The sequence below is a fragment of the Haladaptatus sp. DJG-WS-42 genome (assembly GCF_037198285.1).
In the GTDB taxonomy this organism is placed as follows: Archaea; Halobacteriota; Halobacteria; order Halobacteriales; family Halococcaceae; genus QDMS2.
On sequence record NZ_CP147243.1, the window covers coordinates 1,468,049 to 1,485,450 of the forward strand.

At 63.0% G+C, this 17,402-nt stretch carries 21 protein-coding genes; 10 read left to right on the forward strand and 11 right to left on the reverse strand.

Going from position 1 to position 17,402, the window contains the following annotated elements:
• Nucleotides 1-4: 4 nt before the first annotated feature.
• Nucleotides 5-166: a hypothetical protein gene (locus V5N47_RS08085; protein ID WP_338726742.1), complete on the reverse strand. Its 162-nt coding sequence runs from the start codon at nucleotides 164-166 to the stop codon at nucleotides 5-7.
• A gap of 36 nt (nucleotides 167-202) precedes the next feature.
• A complete protein-coding gene (locus V5N47_RS08090; RefSeq protein ID WP_338726743.1) occupies nucleotides 203-2,185 on the reverse strand; it encodes an endonuclease MutS2 in 1,983 nt (660 codons plus the stop codon).
• 190 nt (nucleotides 2,186-2,375) lie between these two features.
• On the opposite strand from V5N47_RS08090, the gene V5N47_RS08095 reads away from it, so the two are divergent.
• From V5N47_RS08095 to larE, 3 genes are read left to right on the forward strand one after another with little or no spacing between them, the layout of a single operon-like run.
• A complete protein-coding gene (locus tag V5N47_RS08095; protein WP_338726745.1) occupies nucleotides 2,376-3,602 on the forward strand; it encodes an MFS transporter in 1,227 nt (408 codons plus the stop codon).
• The gene (locus tag V5N47_RS08100) at nucleotides 3,599-4,090 is read left to right on the forward strand and encodes a hypothetical protein (protein WP_338726746.1); all 492 of its coding nucleotides are present in this window, start codon (nucleotides 3,599-3,601) and stop codon (nucleotides 4,088-4,090) included. Before V5N47_RS08095 ends, V5N47_RS08100 begins: the two co-directional genes overlap by 4 nt.
• 44 nt (nucleotides 4,091-4,134) lie before the next feature.
• Nucleotides 4,135-5,004: an ATP-dependent sacrificial sulfur transferase LarE gene (gene larE / locus V5N47_RS08105; protein ID WP_338726747.1), complete on the forward strand. Its 870-nt coding sequence runs from the start codon at nucleotides 4,135-4,137 to the stop codon at nucleotides 5,002-5,004.
• Here the strand turns inward: larE and V5N47_RS08110 are convergent.
• A complete protein-coding gene (locus tag V5N47_RS08110; protein ID WP_338726748.1) occupies nucleotides 5,001-5,609 on the reverse strand; it encodes a histidine phosphatase family protein in 609 nt (202 codons plus the stop codon). The two genes, larE and V5N47_RS08110, sit on opposite strands and share 4 nt — an antisense overlap.
• Nucleotides 5,610-5,643: 34 nt before the next feature.
• Nucleotides 5,644-6,420: a twin-arginine translocase subunit TatC gene (locus V5N47_RS08115; RefSeq protein WP_338726750.1), complete on the reverse strand. Its 777-nt coding sequence runs from the start codon at nucleotides 6,418-6,420 to the stop codon at nucleotides 5,644-5,646.
• Nucleotides 6,421-6,545: 125 nt separating this feature from the next.
• Between V5N47_RS08115 and V5N47_RS08120 the strand changes: the two genes are divergently transcribed.
• From V5N47_RS08120 to V5N47_RS08135, 4 genes are all read left to right on the forward strand, one after another.
• Nucleotides 6,546-8,528 (forward strand): twin-arginine translocase subunit TatC, encoded by a 1,983-nt coding sequence (locus tag V5N47_RS08120; RefSeq protein ID WP_338726751.1) that lies wholly within the window; start codon nucleotides 6,546-6,548, stop codon nucleotides 8,526-8,528.
• Nucleotides 8,529-8,563: 35 nt separating this feature from the next.
• Nucleotides 8,564-8,737, forward strand: coding sequence for a ribbon-helix-helix domain-containing protein (locus V5N47_RS08125; RefSeq protein ID WP_332897664.1), 174 nt, complete (start codon nucleotides 8,564-8,566; stop codon nucleotides 8,735-8,737).
• On the forward strand, nucleotides 8,730-9,446 hold the full coding sequence (locus tag V5N47_RS08130; RefSeq protein WP_338726752.1) for a queuosine precursor transporter: 717 nt from the start codon (nucleotides 8,730-8,732) through the stop codon (nucleotides 9,444-9,446). The genes V5N47_RS08125 and V5N47_RS08130 overlap by 8 nt, the downstream gene beginning before the upstream one ends.
• An 87-nt stretch (nucleotides 9,447-9,533) precedes the next feature.
• The gene (locus V5N47_RS08135; RefSeq protein WP_338726753.1) at nucleotides 9,534-10,031 is read left to right on the forward strand and encodes a quercetin 2,3-dioxygenase; all 498 of its coding nucleotides are present in this window, start codon (nucleotides 9,534-9,536) and stop codon (nucleotides 10,029-10,031) included.
• On the opposite strand, the gene V5N47_RS08140 is transcribed toward V5N47_RS08135, so the two are convergent.
• The 5 genes from V5N47_RS08140 to V5N47_RS08160 form a co-directional block, all read right to left on the reverse strand.
• A complete protein-coding gene (locus tag V5N47_RS08140; protein ID WP_338726755.1) occupies nucleotides 10,028-10,789 on the reverse strand; it encodes a 23S rRNA (uridine(2552)-2'-O)-methyltransferase in 762 nt (253 codons plus the stop codon). The two genes, V5N47_RS08135 and V5N47_RS08140, sit on opposite strands and share 4 nt — an antisense overlap.
• Nucleotides 10,790-10,858: 69 nt before the next feature.
• Nucleotides 10,859-11,899 carry a hypothetical protein gene (locus V5N47_RS08145; protein WP_338726757.1) on the reverse strand — a complete coding sequence of 347 codons (1,041 nt, stop codon included), beginning with the start codon at nucleotides 11,897-11,899 and terminating at the stop codon, nucleotides 10,859-10,861.
• Complete coding sequence (locus V5N47_RS08150) at nucleotides 11,896-12,741, reverse strand: arsenite methyltransferase (RefSeq protein WP_338726758.1); 846 nt, start codon at nucleotides 12,739-12,741, stop codon at nucleotides 11,896-11,898. The genes V5N47_RS08145 and V5N47_RS08150 overlap by 4 nt, the downstream gene beginning before the upstream one ends.
• On the reverse strand, nucleotides 12,738-13,169 hold the full coding sequence (locus V5N47_RS08155; RefSeq protein ID WP_338726759.1) for a low molecular weight phosphatase family protein: 432 nt from the start codon (nucleotides 13,167-13,169) through the stop codon (nucleotides 12,738-12,740). The genes V5N47_RS08150 and V5N47_RS08155 overlap by 4 nt, the downstream gene beginning before the upstream one ends.
• Complete coding sequence (locus V5N47_RS08160) at nucleotides 13,166-13,564, reverse strand: metalloregulator ArsR/SmtB family transcription factor (protein WP_338726760.1); 399 nt, start codon at nucleotides 13,562-13,564, stop codon at nucleotides 13,166-13,168. The genes V5N47_RS08155 and V5N47_RS08160 overlap by 4 nt, the downstream gene beginning before the upstream one ends.
• A 325-nt stretch (nucleotides 13,565-13,889) precedes the next feature.
• On the opposite strand from V5N47_RS08160, the gene V5N47_RS08165 reads away from it, so the two are divergent.
• Entirely contained in the window at nucleotides 13,890-14,633 is a 744-nt protein-coding gene (locus V5N47_RS08165) for a DNA polymerase sliding clamp (protein ID WP_338726761.1), read from the forward strand.
• Nucleotides 14,634-14,756: 123 nt separating this feature from the next.
• Entirely contained in the window at nucleotides 14,757-15,839 is a 1,083-nt protein-coding gene (gene priL / locus V5N47_RS08170) for a DNA primase regulatory subunit PriL (RefSeq protein ID WP_338726762.1), read from the forward strand.
• Here priL and V5N47_RS08175 read toward each other — a convergent pair.
• On the reverse strand, nucleotides 15,836-16,039 hold the full coding sequence (locus V5N47_RS08175) for a hypothetical protein (protein WP_338726763.1): 204 nt from the start codon (nucleotides 16,037-16,039) through the stop codon (nucleotides 15,836-15,838). The two genes, priL and V5N47_RS08175, sit on opposite strands and share 4 nt — an antisense overlap.
• 215 nt (nucleotides 16,040-16,254) lie before the next feature.
• Between V5N47_RS08175 and V5N47_RS08180 the strand changes: the two genes are divergently transcribed.
• Nucleotides 16,255-16,926, forward strand: coding sequence for an SWIM zinc finger family protein (locus V5N47_RS08180; RefSeq protein ID WP_338726764.1), 672 nt, complete (start codon nucleotides 16,255-16,257; stop codon nucleotides 16,924-16,926).
• Here the strand turns inward: V5N47_RS08180 and hjc are convergent.
• Nucleotides 16,923-17,360, reverse strand: coding sequence for a Holliday junction resolvase Hjc (gene hjc, locus V5N47_RS08185; RefSeq protein ID WP_338726765.1), 438 nt, complete (start codon nucleotides 17,358-17,360; stop codon nucleotides 16,923-16,925). The genes V5N47_RS08180 and hjc overlap by 4 nt on opposite strands.
• Nucleotides 17,361-17,402: the final 42 nt, after the last annotated feature.

A 17,402-nucleotide genomic window follows, 5' to 3' on the forward strand; every position in this document is an offset into this window, starting at 1 on the left:
GGTGTCAGACGTGCGTCATCGTGCGCCTGACTTCGTCCCCCGAAACGGGCGTATCGTGTTTGAGGCCGTGGTGTTTCACGGCCATCGTGAGGACGTGATTCTCGTCGTGGGCGCGAACCAGAAACGCACACCCTTGGACCGGACACTGGTACTGCGCAGGCATCATCGAAGATAGGCGCGCACGGAGCTTAGAAGCGCGGTTTCAGGCTTCGAACTTTTCGAGCAATCGGCCGTAGAAGGTGGCGTCGCCCTCCGCGGCGAGCTTCTCGACTATCAACTCCGGCGTCGAGCGCGCGAGGTGATTTTTCTGCGGCGAGCGGTTCACGACCAGTTCACCATCCACGAGGCCGACCGCCTCGATACCGTCCACCGCGACGGTGTAATCCGCCGCATCGCGGATTTCGCCCGCGAGGTGGGAGACGAACACGCCCGACGCCTCGCGCTCGTCTAAGGCTTCGAGAATGCCCGCGATGATTTTCGCGCTTGCGCCGGGTTCGGTTATCGACTCCAACTCGTCTACGAGCACGAGCTTTTTCGCCTCGCCCGTGACGAGGCCCGCGAAGTCGCGCAGCGTGCTCTCGAACGCGCCCGCGTCGAGCGTCCCTTGGGTTTTCGCGTGGTAGTGGAGTTCTTCGACCAGCCCGACGCGTGCGTGTGCTGCGGGCACGGGAAGCCCCATGTGCGCGAGGATGACGATGACTGCACAGAGGTCGAGCGTCGAGGTTTTCCCCCCGCTGTTAACTCCCGAAAGGAGCGTGACGCCGGAGACGGCGTAGTCAACCGGTTCGACCTCCTCGAAGGACACGTCGAGCAGGGGCGAGCGGCCGCTTTCGATGGCGAAGCCTTCGCCCGACAGTTCGGGCATCACGCAGTCGAAATCCGCGACAAAGCGCGCGATGGCGAGTTCCACGTCGAGTTCGAGCGACGCAAACACGAGTTCGTCCACCGCCTCCGTCAGCTCCGCCAACTCGCGGGCGACTTCGCGCTTTCTGCGCGCCGCCCGGCGGTCGCGCGCGACGGTCAAGTCCTCGCGCAACCGGCTCACGACTTTTTCTTGGTAGCCAACCGGAAACGTCGGCTCCTCGCCGAAAATCATCCGGGCGACTTCCTCTTCGCCCGCGTCCAGCGACAGCGAGTCCACGAGGTGGTCGCGCGCCGCTTCGATGGCCGCGTCGTACTCGTCTGCGAGTTCACGCGAGAGCAGCGAATCGACGCCCGCGCCCTGTTCGACGAGTGAGAGGAGGTCGGAGCCTTCGATGGTCACGTCACGGGCCTGAATCGCCTCGCGCAGCCGGTCGTTCGCCACGTTCTCGGCCATCGACACCGCCGCGTCTAAGTCGTTTGCGGCGTCGGTGAGCCGTTCCAATTCTTCGTCGCCCTTGACCGTCCCGTCGTCGTTTAGCCGTGACAGTCCAGCTTCGAGCGCGTCCAAATCGAGGCCCGAAGGTGGTTCCATTCCGGCTGCGCGGTGGACGCGAATCGCCGCCTGCAGGCGGGCGCGGTTCGTCGCAAAAAACGAGAGCGTGCGTTCGGGGACGATTTCGACCGGCGTGTCGAGCGCGTCGGGTTTCACCTGCACGTCGCCGTCGATGTCCACGCCCGCGAACTCCTCATCGAGGGCGATGACGGTGGCGTAGCCACGGGCCAAATCCCCGAGTCTGCGCGCGTCTTCGACGATTTCGACGCTCAGTTCGGGGACGGCGTCTTTTGCTTCGGCGTACGTCTCTGCGTCCATCGTCGCGAGACACCGGTCGCGCACCCGGACCCCGCGCGGGTGGACAAGCGGTTCGACGGCTGAAAGCGCCTCCAGCACCTCCGGCGTTGGCTCGCGCTCTGTGGCTTGCTCGACGAACGCGCGCACCTCGTCGATGCGCGAGCGTTTCGAACTCGGAAACAGCGTCTCAAGGCGCTTTTTCGCGTACGTCGTGACGGTGCGCTGTTGGAGCAGCGACAGGGTGTCTCCGTAGAGTTCGCGGGCGCGATTGGTGGCGAGGAATCGCCCGGGGTCGCCGTGTTGCTCGCGGATGGCCGCCCGCGCGATGCTCGCTGCGCGCCCTTCGGTGATGCCGGGTGCGCTCGATAACCGCAGGACGTCGCCGCGTTTGAGTGCCGTCTCGGGGTCGTCGAGCTGCGCAAGTGCCGCCGCTGTCTTCTCGCCAACGCCCGGGATGCCCTCGAAATCCATTCAGCGCAGTGATACCCACCCCGAGACAAAAAGCGTTCGCGGTGACAGACGCTCGCCCTCCGTCCCGGGAAACTCCTGATTTCGGGAGTGACAGCCCGTCTTGAAGCAGGATTATCCACTCTGCGAGCGTCGAAGCTAGTATGGTGTGGTTGGTGCGCGACGACAGACAGGTCGCCGCGGGGGTGGATTGATGGCTGGACGCATTTCGAAGGGACAGGTTCCGTGGCGCTCGCGGACGGTACAGGTCGTTCTCTTGAGCACGCTGCTCGCGCCAATCGGCGTCCCGCTCATCGCCCCGGCGCTCCCGGTGATTCGTGACGCTTTCGTCGTCACGGACGCACAGGCGAGCCTCGTCGTCAGCGCCTACTTCGTCGTCGGTATCGTGCTCTCACCGTTCATTGGCCTGCTCGCAGACCGCGTCGGCAGAAAACGCGTGCTCGTGACGAGTCTGTTCGCCTTCGGCCTCACCGGTGGGGCCATCTTCTTCGCGCCAAACTTCACGGCGCTGCTCGTCCTCCGGGCGATTCAGGGCACGGCCGCTGCCGGGCTGTTCGTCGCCACCGTGACCATCATCGGCGACACCTTCGAGGGAACCCAACGAAACGCCGTTCTCGGCATGAATATCGCCGTCCTTTCGGCGGGCGCGGCGCTGTTCCCGCTCGTCGGTGGCATCCTCGTCACCTTCGGGTGGAACGTCCCGTTTGTCGCCTGCCTGCTCGCACTCCCGGTGGGGCTGTTTGCCTTGCTCGCGCTCGAAGAGCCGGCCGTCGAGCGCGAAATGCGCAGTCTCACCTACCTCCGCGGTGCGGTCTCGGTGGTCACGGGGCCGAACACGCTGTTTCTCTACGCCGCGGCGTTCGCCACCGAACTGCTGCTGTTCGGGGCTATCATCACGGTCTTGCCGTTTTTACTCAACGAACAGTATGCCCTTGCGCCGGTGTTCATCGGCGGCATCATCGTCGCGGCAGAGGCCGGGTCTATCGTCGTTTCGACCCAGAACGGGCGGCTCGCGGGCTACGTCTCGAACGGCCTGCTCGTCGCGGGCGGATTCGTCTGCTTCGGCGTTGGCCTGCTCGTCATCTGGCTCGCGCCGAGCGTCCTCATCGTGGCCGCTGGCGCAGTCGTCGTCGGCGCGGGCCTCGGGCTCTCGATGCCCGCGGTTGACGCCGCCATCAGCGACGTGGTGAGCGGTGAGTACCGCGCCGGGGCGCTCAGCCTGCGCAACAGCACCACCTTCCTCGGCCGGGCGACCGGCCCGGCACTGTTCGCGGGGCTTGCGACCGTCACGGGTTACCCACTGCTCTTGCTCGGTGCGGGGCTCGTCTCGATTGTATTCGCGCTCGTCATCGTCGCCGTCGCCAGCAGACTGCTCGCAGAGACGACGCTTCCGCCTGAGGAGCCGGAGGAAATCGTATGACCACCGCACCGTTGGCCGTCCAAGACTCGTGGCCGGAGCTGACCTGTTACGGCTGTGGCCCCGCGAACCACCACGGCTTCCAGCTCAAGAGCTACGAAGACGGCGAGGCGCTCGTGGCGACCGTCCACCCTGACGAACGATTCAACGCCGGGTTCGCACAGGTGCTGTACGGTGGCTACATCGCGTCGGTCATCGACTGTCACGCCATGTGGACGGCGATGACAGCGGCGTATCAGACTGAAGGCCGTCCGCTCGGGAGCGCGCCGCGCATCGCCTGTGTCACCGGCCGACTCGACGTGTCCTACCTGCGACCGACGCCGCTCGGCGTCCCGATTCACCTGCGCGGGTGGATTGAGGGTGACGTGGGCCCGAAGATGCGGGTTCGGGTCGAACTCGGCCCCGAGGGTGCCGTGACCGCCACCGGCTCGGTCATCGCGGTGCAGTACGACTTGTTTCGTGACCCACTCGCCCGGCCCGCACACCCCTGACGCGGGACAACGTGCTTTTCTGCGAGCGGGAAGTAACGACGCGCATGCCTACGGTCGAGGAGAAAGCACAAGCCGTCCGCGCCGACCTCGCGGAGCGCGAGAGCGTCCTTATCGCCTTCAGTGGTGGCGTCGATTCGAGCGTCGTCGCGGCGCTCGCCGCAGACGCACTCGGCGAGAACGCCGTCGCCTGCACCGCAAAGAGCGAGACGCTCCCCGACGCCGAACTCAGCGATGCCGTCTCCGTCGCCGAAGAAATCGGCATCCGCCACGAACTCGTGGAGTTCAGCGAACTCGACAGCCCCGACTTCGTGAAAAACGACGAAGACCGGTGTTATCACTGCCGGACGATGCGACTCGGCAAGATGTTCGACAAAGCCCGCGAACTCGGCATCGAACTCGTCTGCGACGGGACGAACGCTTCTGACTTAGGCGAGGGCCACCGACCCGGTCTGCGCGCCGTCGAGGAACTGAACGCCTACTCGCCGCTCGTCGCACAGGGCATCACCAAAGCCGAAGTCCGCGAGATTGCGGAACTGTACGACCTCTCGGTGGCCGACAAGCCCGCGATGGCGTGTCTCTCCTCGCGCATTCCGACCGGCCTCGAAGTCACCGAAGAACGTCTCACCCGCGTTGACAAAGCAGAACAGTTGCTCCGAACGTGGGGCTTCTCGCAGTTCCGGGTGCGCGACCACGACGGGCTCGCGCGCATCGAAATCGCGGGTGACGAACTGGAGCGCGCCCTCGACGTAGACTTCATCCGCGCCGCCCGTGACCATCTGAAAAACGTCGGCTTCGACCACGTCACGCTCGACCTCTTTGGCTATCGCACGGGGAGCGTGAGTCCGGCCGGTCAACAGGACGATGAACCACTCGTCGAAAACGTGTTCGACGCTGAGTATCCGACCGGCAACTAGTACGGCGTCTCGTTTTCGCGCACGACCCGCGCGGCTCCCTCCTCGACTTCGATTTCTGAGACGGCGCAGTTTTGCAGATTCATCCGCACGTAGCTGTCCACGATGTTGTAGCCCTGTAAATGGCCAAGCAGGAGGTAAAGGGGCCCGCCGTGGCTCACGACGAGCACGGTGTCGTCGTCGTGCCCATTCTCCGCGAGCTCCTGCCACCCGGCGAGCACGCGGTCTTTGACCTGCACGATGCTCTCGCCGCCGTCCGGAACCTTCGTCGCGGCTTCGAGGCCGGCTCTCTGTAGCGAAAACTCGGGAAATCGCTCTGCGATGTTGTCGTAGGTGAGTCCCTGATAGACGCCGAGGTCGCGCTCGCGCCACGCGGGGTCGAAGGTGGCCTCTGCAGCCACCGACTCACGGATGAGCGCCGTCGTTTCGCGGGTGCGCGTCAGGTCGGAGGCGTAGATGTGAGAAATATCGTACGCTGCTGCGAGCGTTTCGCCGGTCGCCCGCGCTTGCTCTGCACCGGTTTCGGTGAGCTGTGAAGGAGCCCATCCCTGCATGCGTCGCTCGCGGTTCCAGTGCGTCTCGCCGTGGCGGACCACCAACACTCTCATTCGAGTGGGCAGAGGGCGGGGGGAGAAAAGAGTGTTATCGCTGCGTCCAGCGCAGGAGCAACAGGGTTCCTTCGAACAGCGCAATCATCGTGGCGGCGACGATGATGGGCGCCATCCCCGTCGGGTCGGGGCTGAACAGGAACGCGATGCCCGCAAAGGCCCCCCAGAAGTAGAGGCGGCGGTCTGCGAGCCACTGGCGGGTGGTCAGCCCCATCATGATGGCAAGCATGACCATGAGCGGAATCTGGAAGATGAGCGCGAAAAAGCCCATCAGCAACACGATGAGGTTGAACGTCTCGGTCAGGCCGTAGGCGACGGTCGCGGCTCCCTGCGTGTAGTACGTGAAGTACGTGAAGATGGTCGGGAGGACGAGGTAGAACGCGAACGAGACGCCAATGAAGGCAAGGATGAGACTCGTCGGGACGGCGGCGAGGTAGTATTTACGCTCGTGTTTGTAGAGGCCAGGGCGCATGAACAGGTACGTCTCGTAGACGAACACGGGGAGCGCGATGACGAACCCGGCGAGGGTGGCGACCTTGAGCCGCGCGAGCAACAGCGCGAGCGGGTGGTAGACGCGCGGCCGGGCAACGTCGGTGCCGGGGAGAATGTTGTTCCAGAGGAAGTTGATGATCTGGTCTGCGAAGGGAAAGACGATGCCGCTCACGACGGCCATAATGATGAGGACGATGCCGGTGCGTCGCACCATCTCTTCGATGTGCGCTGCAAGTGGCATCTCCTTGTCAGAAGAGGGGCCTTCGCTCACGATGCCGCCGTCTTCTTCGACCGGCGGTGCCGAAAAGTGGTCAGCCATCGGCTCTTTCCTCCGCTACTCCCGTCATTATACGAGGGTAGTCAGGCCAACGTTTGTAAGCTTTCTTCTCCGCGCAGAGAACAAGATTGATAACTCAGACCGGGCTACGTTCGCCAGATACGGGGATGTCTGGAGCGATAGACGACGACACGAAACGCGCTGTCGCAAGCGGGCGCGAAACGCTCGGCGCGATGCTCAGCACCGCACAGACCCATCTGCAGAAGGTGTTCATCGTGTTCGTCATCGGGCTGATGGGCACTATCTACGCCCTGCGCGAGTTCGTCTGGCTGCGACTCAAAGCCGACCTGTTCTCGAAACTCGGTGACAACGTCGCCTCTCAGACCGACGTGATTGCGGTCACGCCGTTCGACGTCATCCTGTTACAGGTGAAAATCGGCCTCGTCGTCGGCGCGCTCCTCGCTCTCCCCTTCCTCATCTATTATTCGCGCGATGCGCTTCGCGAACGCAACCTCTGGCCGACCCAGCGCATCGGCTTTTGGAAACTCGCGTTCGTCCTCACGCTGAGTTTCGCCCTGTTCGTCGGCGGCGTCGTCTACGCCTACTTCCTGTTTTTCCCGCTGATGTTCGAGTTCCTCGCCGGGAACGCGATTCAAGGCGGCTTCCAGCCGACGTACTCCATCGTCCACTGGGCACAGTTCGTCTTCTTGCTCACTGTTTCGTTCGGCCTCGCCGCCCAGCTTCCGCTGGCGATGAGCGGCCTCGCGTACATCGAAGTCGTCCCCTACGAAACGTGGCGCGACAAGTGGCGCCACGCCGTGGTCGCCATCTTCGTCTTCGGCGCGCTGTTCTCGCCCCCAGACCCCTTCACGCAAATCATGTGGGCCGTGCCGTTGCTCATCCTCTACGGGTTCAGCCTCGGGTTGACCAAGATCGTCGTCTCGACACGCCGGTCACGGAAGGCCCCCGACGCGGCGAGCGCGGGCGACCCCGCAGACATCGATATCGGGCCGCTCGATGCGGCCGCCATCGCCGCCGCACCCGCAGAAGTATTCGCGGCGATGTCCGAAGACGAGGCGCTCCAACACGCGAGCGCCGCGATGCAAGACGACGACGCGGACAAGGCCCAAGCCATCTTAGACCGCTTCGACGAGGTCCAAGAGGCGCTCGAAGCCGAACCGGTCGAAAACGGTGCGACGGCCGCCGCGGCGAACGACATGGCCGAAGCCGACGACGAGGAAGCACCTGTCGAAACCGAAGCGGATGTCGAAGACCGAGAAGAGCGGGAGCGCGAAGAGTCGAGTGCCATCACGCGCACGACGACGGGCATCGTGAACGCCTTCTCGGAGGACGAAAAGTCAGAAGATGACATCGGCGGCTACTACTACGACATCGCGTTCATTTTGGACAGCCTCACGTCCAAGGCGTTCTGGCTGGTCGGCACGTTCATGCTCGTCCTCGCTTCGGTGTTCATTTTCCTCTATCAGGGCGGGATTGGCCTCATCAAGGCCGACTTCCTGCGTCGCCTGCCAGAAGCCGTGCGCCCAGAAGAGGTGGGCATCGTCGCGCTCCACCCCGTCGAAGCGCTCATCTTCGAGGTGAAGATCGCCACGGTGCTCGCCGCCGTCTCGATTATCCCCGTGTTGCTCTACTTCGCGTGGCCAGCGCTCAAAGAGCGCGGCTTCGCCCGCGGCAACCGGAACGTCTTGCTCGTCTGGGGGCTGTCGCTGTTCGTTGGCATCATCGCCGGGAGCGCCTTTGGCTACTCCTACATCGCGCCAACGGTCATCTCGTGGCTCACAAACGACGCGATTCAGGCGAACATGATCATCTCCTATCGCATCAACGCCTTTGGCTGGCTGGTGTTCCTCACCACCGCCGGGGTTGGCATCCTCGCCATGATTCCGGTCACGATGTTGCTGTTCCACCGCGGACGCATCATCACCTACCGCACGTTCCGTGGCCGCTGGCGCGAGGTCACCATCGCCGTCCTCGCAATTGCGGCGTTTGGCGCGCCCGGCGGGATGTTCATGATGTTCATCCTCGCCATCCCGACGCTGCTTGCCTACTTCCTCGGGCTTGGCCTGCTCTGGGTCGTTACGCTCGGCGGCCGCCGCGTCCCCGAGAAAAAGCAAGCGGGTGCGGATTAGTACAGGTTTAAGTAATCGAGTCATTACTTTTTCATATGCCAAAAATCAGCGTTGAGGTGCCCCAGGAACTCCTTTCAGACCTTGATGCCCACGTCGGAGACGAAGGCAAATTTGTCAACCGAAGCGAGGCGATCCGCGCCTCGATTCGAAAGATGCTCGATTTACTCGATGAAATCGACGACCGACACGGGAGAATCGAGGATGAGTGACGGGGAGGATATCGTCGTCATCTCGCTCGCTTCGCTCTTCATCACCGCGCTCGTCACGGCCCAACTCACCGCCTCGAAGGTGCTCGCGTTCGCCATCCCTTTCTCGCTTCCCTTCACCGGCAACACGCTCACGCTCCCCGGCGCGGCGCTTGCCTACGCGCTCACCTTCTTCGCCTCTGACTGCTACGCCGAACTCTACGGCAGAAAGCGTGCGACCCGCCTCGTGAACATCGGCTTCGTGATGAACTTCGTCATGCTCGCGCTCGTCTGGACGACGATTCAAGCGCCGACGTTCCAGTTCTCGCCGGTCGACGCCGCGACCTTCGAGACCGTCCTCGGCGCGAGCACGAACATCGTCATCGGCAGCCTCGCCGCCTACCTCGTGAGCCAGAACTGGGACGTCTTCGCGTTCCACAAAATCAGAGAATACACCAACGGCGACCATCTCTGGCTCAGAAACATCGGCTCGACCGCGAGCAGCCAGATCATCGACACCGTCATCTTCGTCACGCTCGCGTTCCTCCTCGTGCCCCAACTCCTCGGGACGGGCGCACCCCTGCCGCTCGCACAAGTCGCGGGCCTCATTGTTGGCCAGTACATCCTCAAACTCCTGATTGCGTTCGCGGACACCCCGTTCGTCTACGCCGTCGTTGGCTACGTCCGCTCGCGCGAGGACGCCGCGGAAACCGGCGGCTTCGTGTTCGAATAGTACACCCTTCGCACTTCTCGCCTCTCGTTGTCGATTTCAGCCTGTACGTATAGAGCTATCTCGGTTCCGCCCCATCTGGACGGGGCTATGTCGAAGACACAGGCACTCCCACCGGTGGTTCGGACCGCAGACGAAGGCGACGTGTACAACATCCTTGGCGGACTCGCGCTCATCAAAGTAACCGGCTCCGAGACGGGCGGGGCGTTTGGCCTCGTCGAACAGCGGTCGAACGCCGGGATGGCGACGCCGCTGCACGTCCACCACCAAGAGGACGAACTGTTCTACGTCATCGACGGACAGGTCACCTACCACGTAGACGGCGAGGAAATCACCGCGCCCGCCGGGACGACAGTGTTCGCCCCCCACGGGATTCCCCACGCCTTCCGTGTTGATACGGATGGCACGCGCTGGCTCGACATCCGCAAAGGCGGTGGCGAAGCGTTCTTCCGCGACATCGGTCTCGACGTAGATGGATTAGAACTGCCGACCGTTACACCACCCACCGACGAGATGCTCGAGAAACTAAACGCACATCTCGAAAAATACGGCGTCGAACTGCTCGGCCCGTCGCCGCTCGTCGACTAGTTGTCGATGCGCTCTGCGAAGCCAAAGCGCGGCTTGATGTCCGTGACTTTGACTTCCACCGTTTCGCCTTCTTCCGTGCCTGGAACGAACAGCGTGTAGCCTTCGAGTTTTGCCACGCCGTCGCCTTCCTTGCCCACGCTCTGAATGGTGACCTCCACGCGGTCGCCCTCGCGGACGGGCGAGGTGAGGAAGCCTTTGGCGACCAGATAGAGTTCGGAGGATTCGTCACGCGAGGCGTCGGGGTGGATGGCGCGGACGTATTTGAACTCCTTTTGCATATCTTCACGGAGTGGCATCACGTCTTGCCCGTCGAAAATCTTGGCGACGAAATCGCCGCCGGGGGCGAGAATATCGAGGGCCGTCTCGAACGCTTGGCGCGCGAGATATGCAGACCGTGCCGAATCGAGGCTGTACTCGCCGGTCATGTTCGGCGCCATGTCGGAGATGACGACGTCGGCCTCACCGGCGGTTTCCTTGACCGCGTCCTTGATTTCGTCGGTCGTCATGTCGCCTTTGATGGTCTCGACGCCGTCGATGGGGTCGATGCGCTGGAGGTCGACGCCGATGACCGTCCCTGAGGAGCCTGCAAATTCGTTTGCGACCTGCAGCCACCCGCCGGGGGCCGCGCCGAGGTCGACCACGGTGTCGCCTTCGTCGATGAGGTGGGCCTCCTCGTTCAGTTGTTTCAGCTTGTAGGCCGCCCGCGACCGGTAGCCTTCCTGCTTCGATTTGTTGTAGTAGTGGTCTTTGCGTGGCATCTGATTGCCGTGGCGTAGGGAACGGGGCTTCTTACGCCCTTCGACCCACAGAAACGGGCGTGTGGGGAGTCAGGGAAGCGGAACCCACGCACTGCTCGGGAACACGCCGAGGATGGCGAGCACGCCGATGCACAGCGACGTGACCACGATGCTCGCCGCGGGTGGGTCGAGGTGCGTCTCGGCGTGGGCGTAGAAGACGCGCTGGGCAACCTCGCCAAAGAGCGCGCCAACAGCCCCAAAGACGGCCCCGAGCACGAGCGCCTCGCTGAGTGGAACTGCCCCGGCAACTGCTGCGGGCGTGAGCGACCCGAGCGGCGCGTCCACGCTCGCGAGCACCGCCGTACTCGCCGGAAGCGACATGTGGTGGGTGATGGGGATGTTTGGCACACCTGCGCTCACGAGGAACAGCACGACGACGCTGATGCCGAAGGCGAGAAACGCGCTCCCGGTCAGGTACGCGACGTAGCCACCAAGAATCCCGACGACGCCGCCGAGTGCGAGCACGTCGCCCCAGCGATACTGGTAGGGCAACCATGGCTCGACACTGCGCCCGCCGTCAGTCTGGACGCCGTGGTCACGCGCTCGGTCGAACGGTGACATGTCGAGTAGTTTCCGCGGTGCCGCGCCGATGAGGCTGTAGCCGAACGCCGCGCGGTGGGCGAGCGCCGACACCACGACGCCGAGGGCGACGGGGTCAAGCGGCAGGGAGAGCGTTCCGGAGACGGCGGCAATTAGGTAGCCAAGAACACCGAACACGCCGCCGACGGCGAGCACGTCCGGTTTGCTCCCGAGGCCGCGCGTCACTTCTTTTGCCGGGTGGTGAGCATCGATATCGAGATAGCCGCGATTGGCGGCGTAGGCGGCGGCTGCGGCCCCGCCGCCGAAGGCGACGTGCGGGCCAAGCACTGCGCCGAAGGCGATGGAGCCGGTGATGTCCACGGCAGCGAGTTCGACGCCACTTGTGCGCTGGACAAGGCTATACAACTCGCCAACGATGACCATGAGCCCGGCGAGCGTGAACGACGGAAGCGCGCCGACTGCCGCCCCGAACGCCCCGCCTGCGAAGGCGGCGACGAGCAGGGAGAGCGAGAATGGGCCAAGCCCGCTCATGCGAGCGAGTCGGTATCCGATTCTGGTTTTTCGCCCGTAATCGTCGCGGAGACGATGTAGTCGCTGAGGTCGAGGGTGTCGTCCCACTCGCCAATGAACTCGGCGCTCTCTCCTTTTGGGGTGATTTCGACGGTCTCGAAACCGGTCTCAGCCAGCATCGCTATGAGGTCGTCAACGGTCGATGCGCCGGAGATGCAGGCGGCCACCGACTCTGGGTTGCCCCGAACCGACTCAGGGACCGACGCCGTCATCACGACGTCCGAAATCGCCAGCCTGCCGCCGGGTTTGAGCACGCGAAACGCCTCACGGAACATCTGTGATTTTTCGGGTGACAGGTTGATGACGCAGTTCGAAATGATGACGTCGACCGTTTCGTCTGCGACCGGGAGGTGTTCGATTTCGCCAAGCCGGAACTCGACGTTCGTCGCGCCGTTTTTCGCCACGTTGTCACGGGCTTTCTCGACCATCTCGGCGGTCATATCGACGCCGATGACGCGGCCCGTCTCACCGACCGCTTGGGCGGCGAGGAAACAGTCGAATCCGGCTCCTGACCCCAAATCGAGGACGGTCTCGCCTGCGTCGAGCGAGGCGAGCGCCGTCGGATTCCCACAGCCAAGACCCAAGTCAGCGCCCGTCGCGACCGACTCCATCTCATCGGCTGAGTAGCCGAGTCGTTCTGAGCCCGCCGTGGCTGGCTCGCCGTCACAACAGCCGCCGTCGCTGCCACAGCCCGTTTCGGTCGCGGTCGCGATGTTCGCGTAGCGATTTCGAACCGCACGTCGCTGTGTGGTTGCGTCGCGTTCGGTTGCGGTGCCTTCCGTACGGTCCATCTTTTCACTCATTGTAACTCCTCTTCTAGTTCGTCAAACAGCACGCGCACGTTCTCAGCAATCTCGTCTCGAATCTCGCGGACGCGCTCTTTGTCTTGGCCGTCCGGGTCTGCGAGCGCCCAGTCTCGCACGTCGACGCCCGCAGCCGGGTCGAGCGAAAGCGTCGAACAGCCCATCGTCGCCACGTAATCACACGACGCCAGTTCCTCGGTCGTAATCTCGCGGGGGACGCGGTCTTCGAGGCCGAAGCCTTCCTCAGCCATGATTTCCACGACGACATCGTGGACGTGGGCTGCGGGGTGCGTACCGCCCGTTAAAATCTCGACCTCGTCTTCGAGGCCGCGTTCTGCTCGCTCGCGCTCTGCGAACGCAGTCGACATCTGGCTGCGCCCGGCGTTCTGGACGCACATGAACGCGACACGGACCGGTGTGGTGCTCATTGTCCGTTACCTCGGGTCGCGTCGAGTGCGGCGACGAGTTGCTCTGCACGCGGCGTCGTCTGATAGTAGCGCCACGTCCCCGATTTTCGCCGCGAGAGGAGCCCGGCCTCGGTGAGGTCTGAGAGCGCGTGGCTCACAGCACTCTCGCTCACGTCGAACAGTGGCGTGATTTCACAGACGCAGAGTTCGCCGTCTGCGGCGACGAGCAGGCGCACGATTCGATAGCGCGTCTCGTTGCCGAGCGCCTTCAACACCGCGCTGTCTGCCTCGTACGTTTCCGGCACCTGCTCGGTCAGCGTCGTGAGCGCGTCGAGTCGCGCATCTACGTCCGCGTCACAACACGTGCCACTCTCGTCTTCGAGGAGTCGACGGAGTCTCGTCGTATCTTGCGCCATGATTGAATACTTGAACAACTGCTCATATTAGGCTTTCGTCGCGTGTCAACGGTTCAATCGGCCGAATCTATTTTCTATCAGCGTGGGTTCCTGAGGGCTATTGTGCGCTCACTATGGGTTCTGACGGGTGTGCGAGCCGTGAGCTCTGAAGCCGACTCGTCTATTCGATGCCCACACGCCATCTCACGGGGAACTAGTGGGTATCGTCGTGCGTGTGATTTGAGTAGGTGCTGGCCGCGAAATTCACGAATGGATATCGCGCACGCGCGGGTCCGCGAGCGCGAACGCGAGTCTTTTTATGCCGGGCTTTCGTACCCCGAAATACATGTTCAAGGCTATCGTGAGCGCTGAAACGCTCCGGACGGCCCTTGATTCCGTGAGTGTGCTGGTAGACGAGTGTAAAATCCACCTCAACGAGGACGGGTTCGCCATCCGGGCGGTCGACCCCGCGAACGTTGGGATGGTTGACCTTACGCTCGATGCCAGCGCCTTCGAGTCCTATGAGGCGGACGGCGGCGTCATTGGCGTTAATCTCTCCCGACTGGAGAACATCGCAGGAATGGCCAGCTCCGGCCAGCTTGTGCAGCTCGAACTCGACGAGGAGACGCGCAAGCTCCACATCCAAATCGAGGGCTTAGAGTACACCCTCGCGCTCATCGACCCCGACTCCATCCGGCAGGAACCAGACATTCCAAATCTGGACCTCCCGGCACAGATCGTCATCGAGGGACGCGACATCGACCGGGCAGTCAAGGCAGCCGATATGGTCTCCGACCACATCGCATTGGGTGTCGAAGAAGCAGACGAACTGTTCTACGTCTCTGCAGAGGGCGACACGGACGACGTGCGCCTCGAACTCCCCCGCGAAGACCTCATCGACCTTTCTGCTGGACAAGCGCGCTCACTGTTCTCGCTCGACTATCTCAAAGATATGAACAAGGCCATCCCGAAAGACGGGGAGGTCACCATCGACTTAGGCGAGGAGTTCCCGGTGAAACTCCACTTCGAACTCGCAGAGGGCCAGGGCAGCGTCACCTACATGCTCGCCCCGCGCATCCAGAGCGACTAACTTCACTTCTCTCGCTTTTCGCCACTCACGGTGAGCGACCGCAGTTTCCCGGCAGCCACCACCTGACCGAAATCTCAGCAAATCCACTCAATTTATTCGCGTTCGCTCGGAAGGTGCAGTTCGATGAAGCAACTCCACGCCAGATACCCGTTTCTCGCCACCTCACGGCAGGCCGTGCAGGAAGCGGGCATCGACCTCGCCGAACTCGTCGCCCGCGAGGACGACCCGATTGTCGAACGGGCGGTGGCGCGCGTGGAGGGCGCACTCACCGAGGGCGACGTAGGCGAGCAGTCCAGAAGCGCCCGGGACGAACTCCTTTCGTACCCGGTCGCCCGCGTGCTCGTCTCGCTCGTTGACGTCCACATCTGCACCCGCCGCTACGCCCGGGCAGAGGCCGCTGGGGCCCACGAGCGATTCGTTGAGGAGTTCGAAGACCGAACCGAACTCAAGAGCACGCAGACAGAGCGACTCTCGTTCGACCAGCTGCTCGCTGAGTTCGACCTCACGAGCCACATCCACGAAGACGGCGCGAGCTACCGCGTCGATGTGGCGACGTACCTCCTGCTCGCGGCCGATATGTGGGGCGATGAGTGGCGCCTCGTCAACCGCGAACTCACCGAGGGCCAAGTGCCGGTGACGCAAGCGGAGTGCTACGACCTGCTCAGACAGGCCATCCAACACCGCATCGAAGACGGCCTGCCCCTGAACGTCCCCGACGCAATCGCCGAGTCGCTGACAGACGAGGTCGAACACCTAGAGGAAGTCATCTCGGAACTCGATTTGACTCGGGAAATCGACACCGTCGTCCCCGACTTGTTCCCACCGTGTATGACCGCGCTGCTCGACAAGATTCAGAAAGGTGAGCACTTAGAACACCACTCGCGCTTTGCTATCACTGCGTTTCTCGCAAGCATCGGGATGAACACGGACGAAATCGTTTCCCTGTACGAGGTGAATCCCGGCTTCGGCGAGGACATCACGCGCTACCAGACAGACCACATCCGCGGAGCGACCAGCCCAACGGAGTACTCAGCGCCGTCGTGTGCGACCATGCAATCCTACGGCGACTGCGTCAACAAAGACGACCGCTGTGAAACCATCTCTCACCCGATGGCGTACTACGAAAAGGCGCTCGATGACGCAGACGACGACGAACTCACCGACTGGCGAACAGAACAGGCAGAAGCCGAAGAAGAAGAAGCCTAATCCTGCCGCGAGAGCCAGAAACCAACCACGCCCATCAGTAGCACGAACGCGACGATTGTGCCAACGAGCGCGAGCGCACCCTGACTGGACAGGGAGTCTTTCGTATATGTCGCCCCGATGACCACCACAGCAGCGACGAACAGCACGACCGCGAGCGTTGAGACGACGATTTCACGGACTGTGTCCCGCTCTAATTCCATGCACGGCGTTTTCTTCGCCGCTCCAAAAGCGCTTCGAAGCCTGTGGCGACGCTCTCCAGTCGAAACATGGGGGGCGTTTACACGCAGGTCACGTCGGAGAAAAACACTGATAAGTCGCTGAGAGAAAGGCTTTACGTCTTTTGAACGCCTATGTTTCGTGTGGAGTGGTTGGCGGACGCTACGGCGAATGACGTGTCGCCACCCACACAGCAACTATGACGCCTTTGCAAGCAACACCAGCGTCACCAGCACGAAAAATCGCACTCGCCCCGGACACCTCGCGGATGGACCGCCGGTCTGCGCGTGCGTGGACGGAACGCATGGCCGTCCGACAGCTTCCTGATGGACGCTACGCCGTCGATAGCGAGAGCGGTGCGACGTACGTCGTCTCCCTCGCAGCCCACGAGTGTTCCTGCCCGGATTACGAACTCAGACACGCAAAGTGCAAGCACTTGCGCCGGGTCGCCCTCGAAATCACCCTTGGACGGGTGCCCCCACCGGGCAAGTTCACCACCAAGTGCGCGGTTTGTGGCGACCGCGTCGTCGCCCGCCGCGGCGAACCCCGACCGTACCTGTGTACTGCCCACAAACTCGAAGCAGGCGACCGCGTGAGAGACCGCGAGACGGGCGACCAGCTCATCGTCTACCGGGTCACGACCGACCGGGCAAACGAGGTCGAGATTCCGTCTGCGAACACGACCGTTGCGGGGTATCCCGGCAACCACCGCTACGACGCAGACGACCTCGTGGTCGAAGTCGTCTACCCGAGCGACACGCTCAGACGCACCCGACTGCGCCGGTATTCGTTCCCCTACTCACGGCTCGCCCGGCCCGCAGAAATAGACGCCTCGACAGAGTCAGCCCCGGACGTGGCGCAAGCGGCCTAGGCCTCGTCGCTGAGGTCTGATAGCCGCGTTTTCTTCGATTTGCCGGTCAGTTCGTCCAAATCTTCACCCTCAGCGAGTGCCGTCTCCTTTTTGACGCGGTAGTTCCCGCCGTCGGTGACATACAGGTCTGCGGGGTGGAAGAAGTACCAGTCTTCGCGGTCAAAGCGCACGGCGATGCGCGGTTTCGCGCCGAAGTTCTGTGAGAAGTACACGAGGGCCTCAACCTCTTCGCCCGTGAGATAGATGGGTCGCCCGGAGGAGGACTTCGCCTCGATTGCGTAGAACACGTTGCCGTTTCCGGCGAGTACGTCGGGGAGTTCGCGGGTGGTCGCCGCGCCGCTCGCAGGCGCACGCATGACCGCGAACCCGGCGTCGTCGAGGAGATTCACGAGTTCGCGCTCGCGCCGATTCCCCTTCGAGTTGGAGTTTGCCATTCGTGGCTCAGAGTGGTCGCCGGGGACGTATAAAAGGCCCTA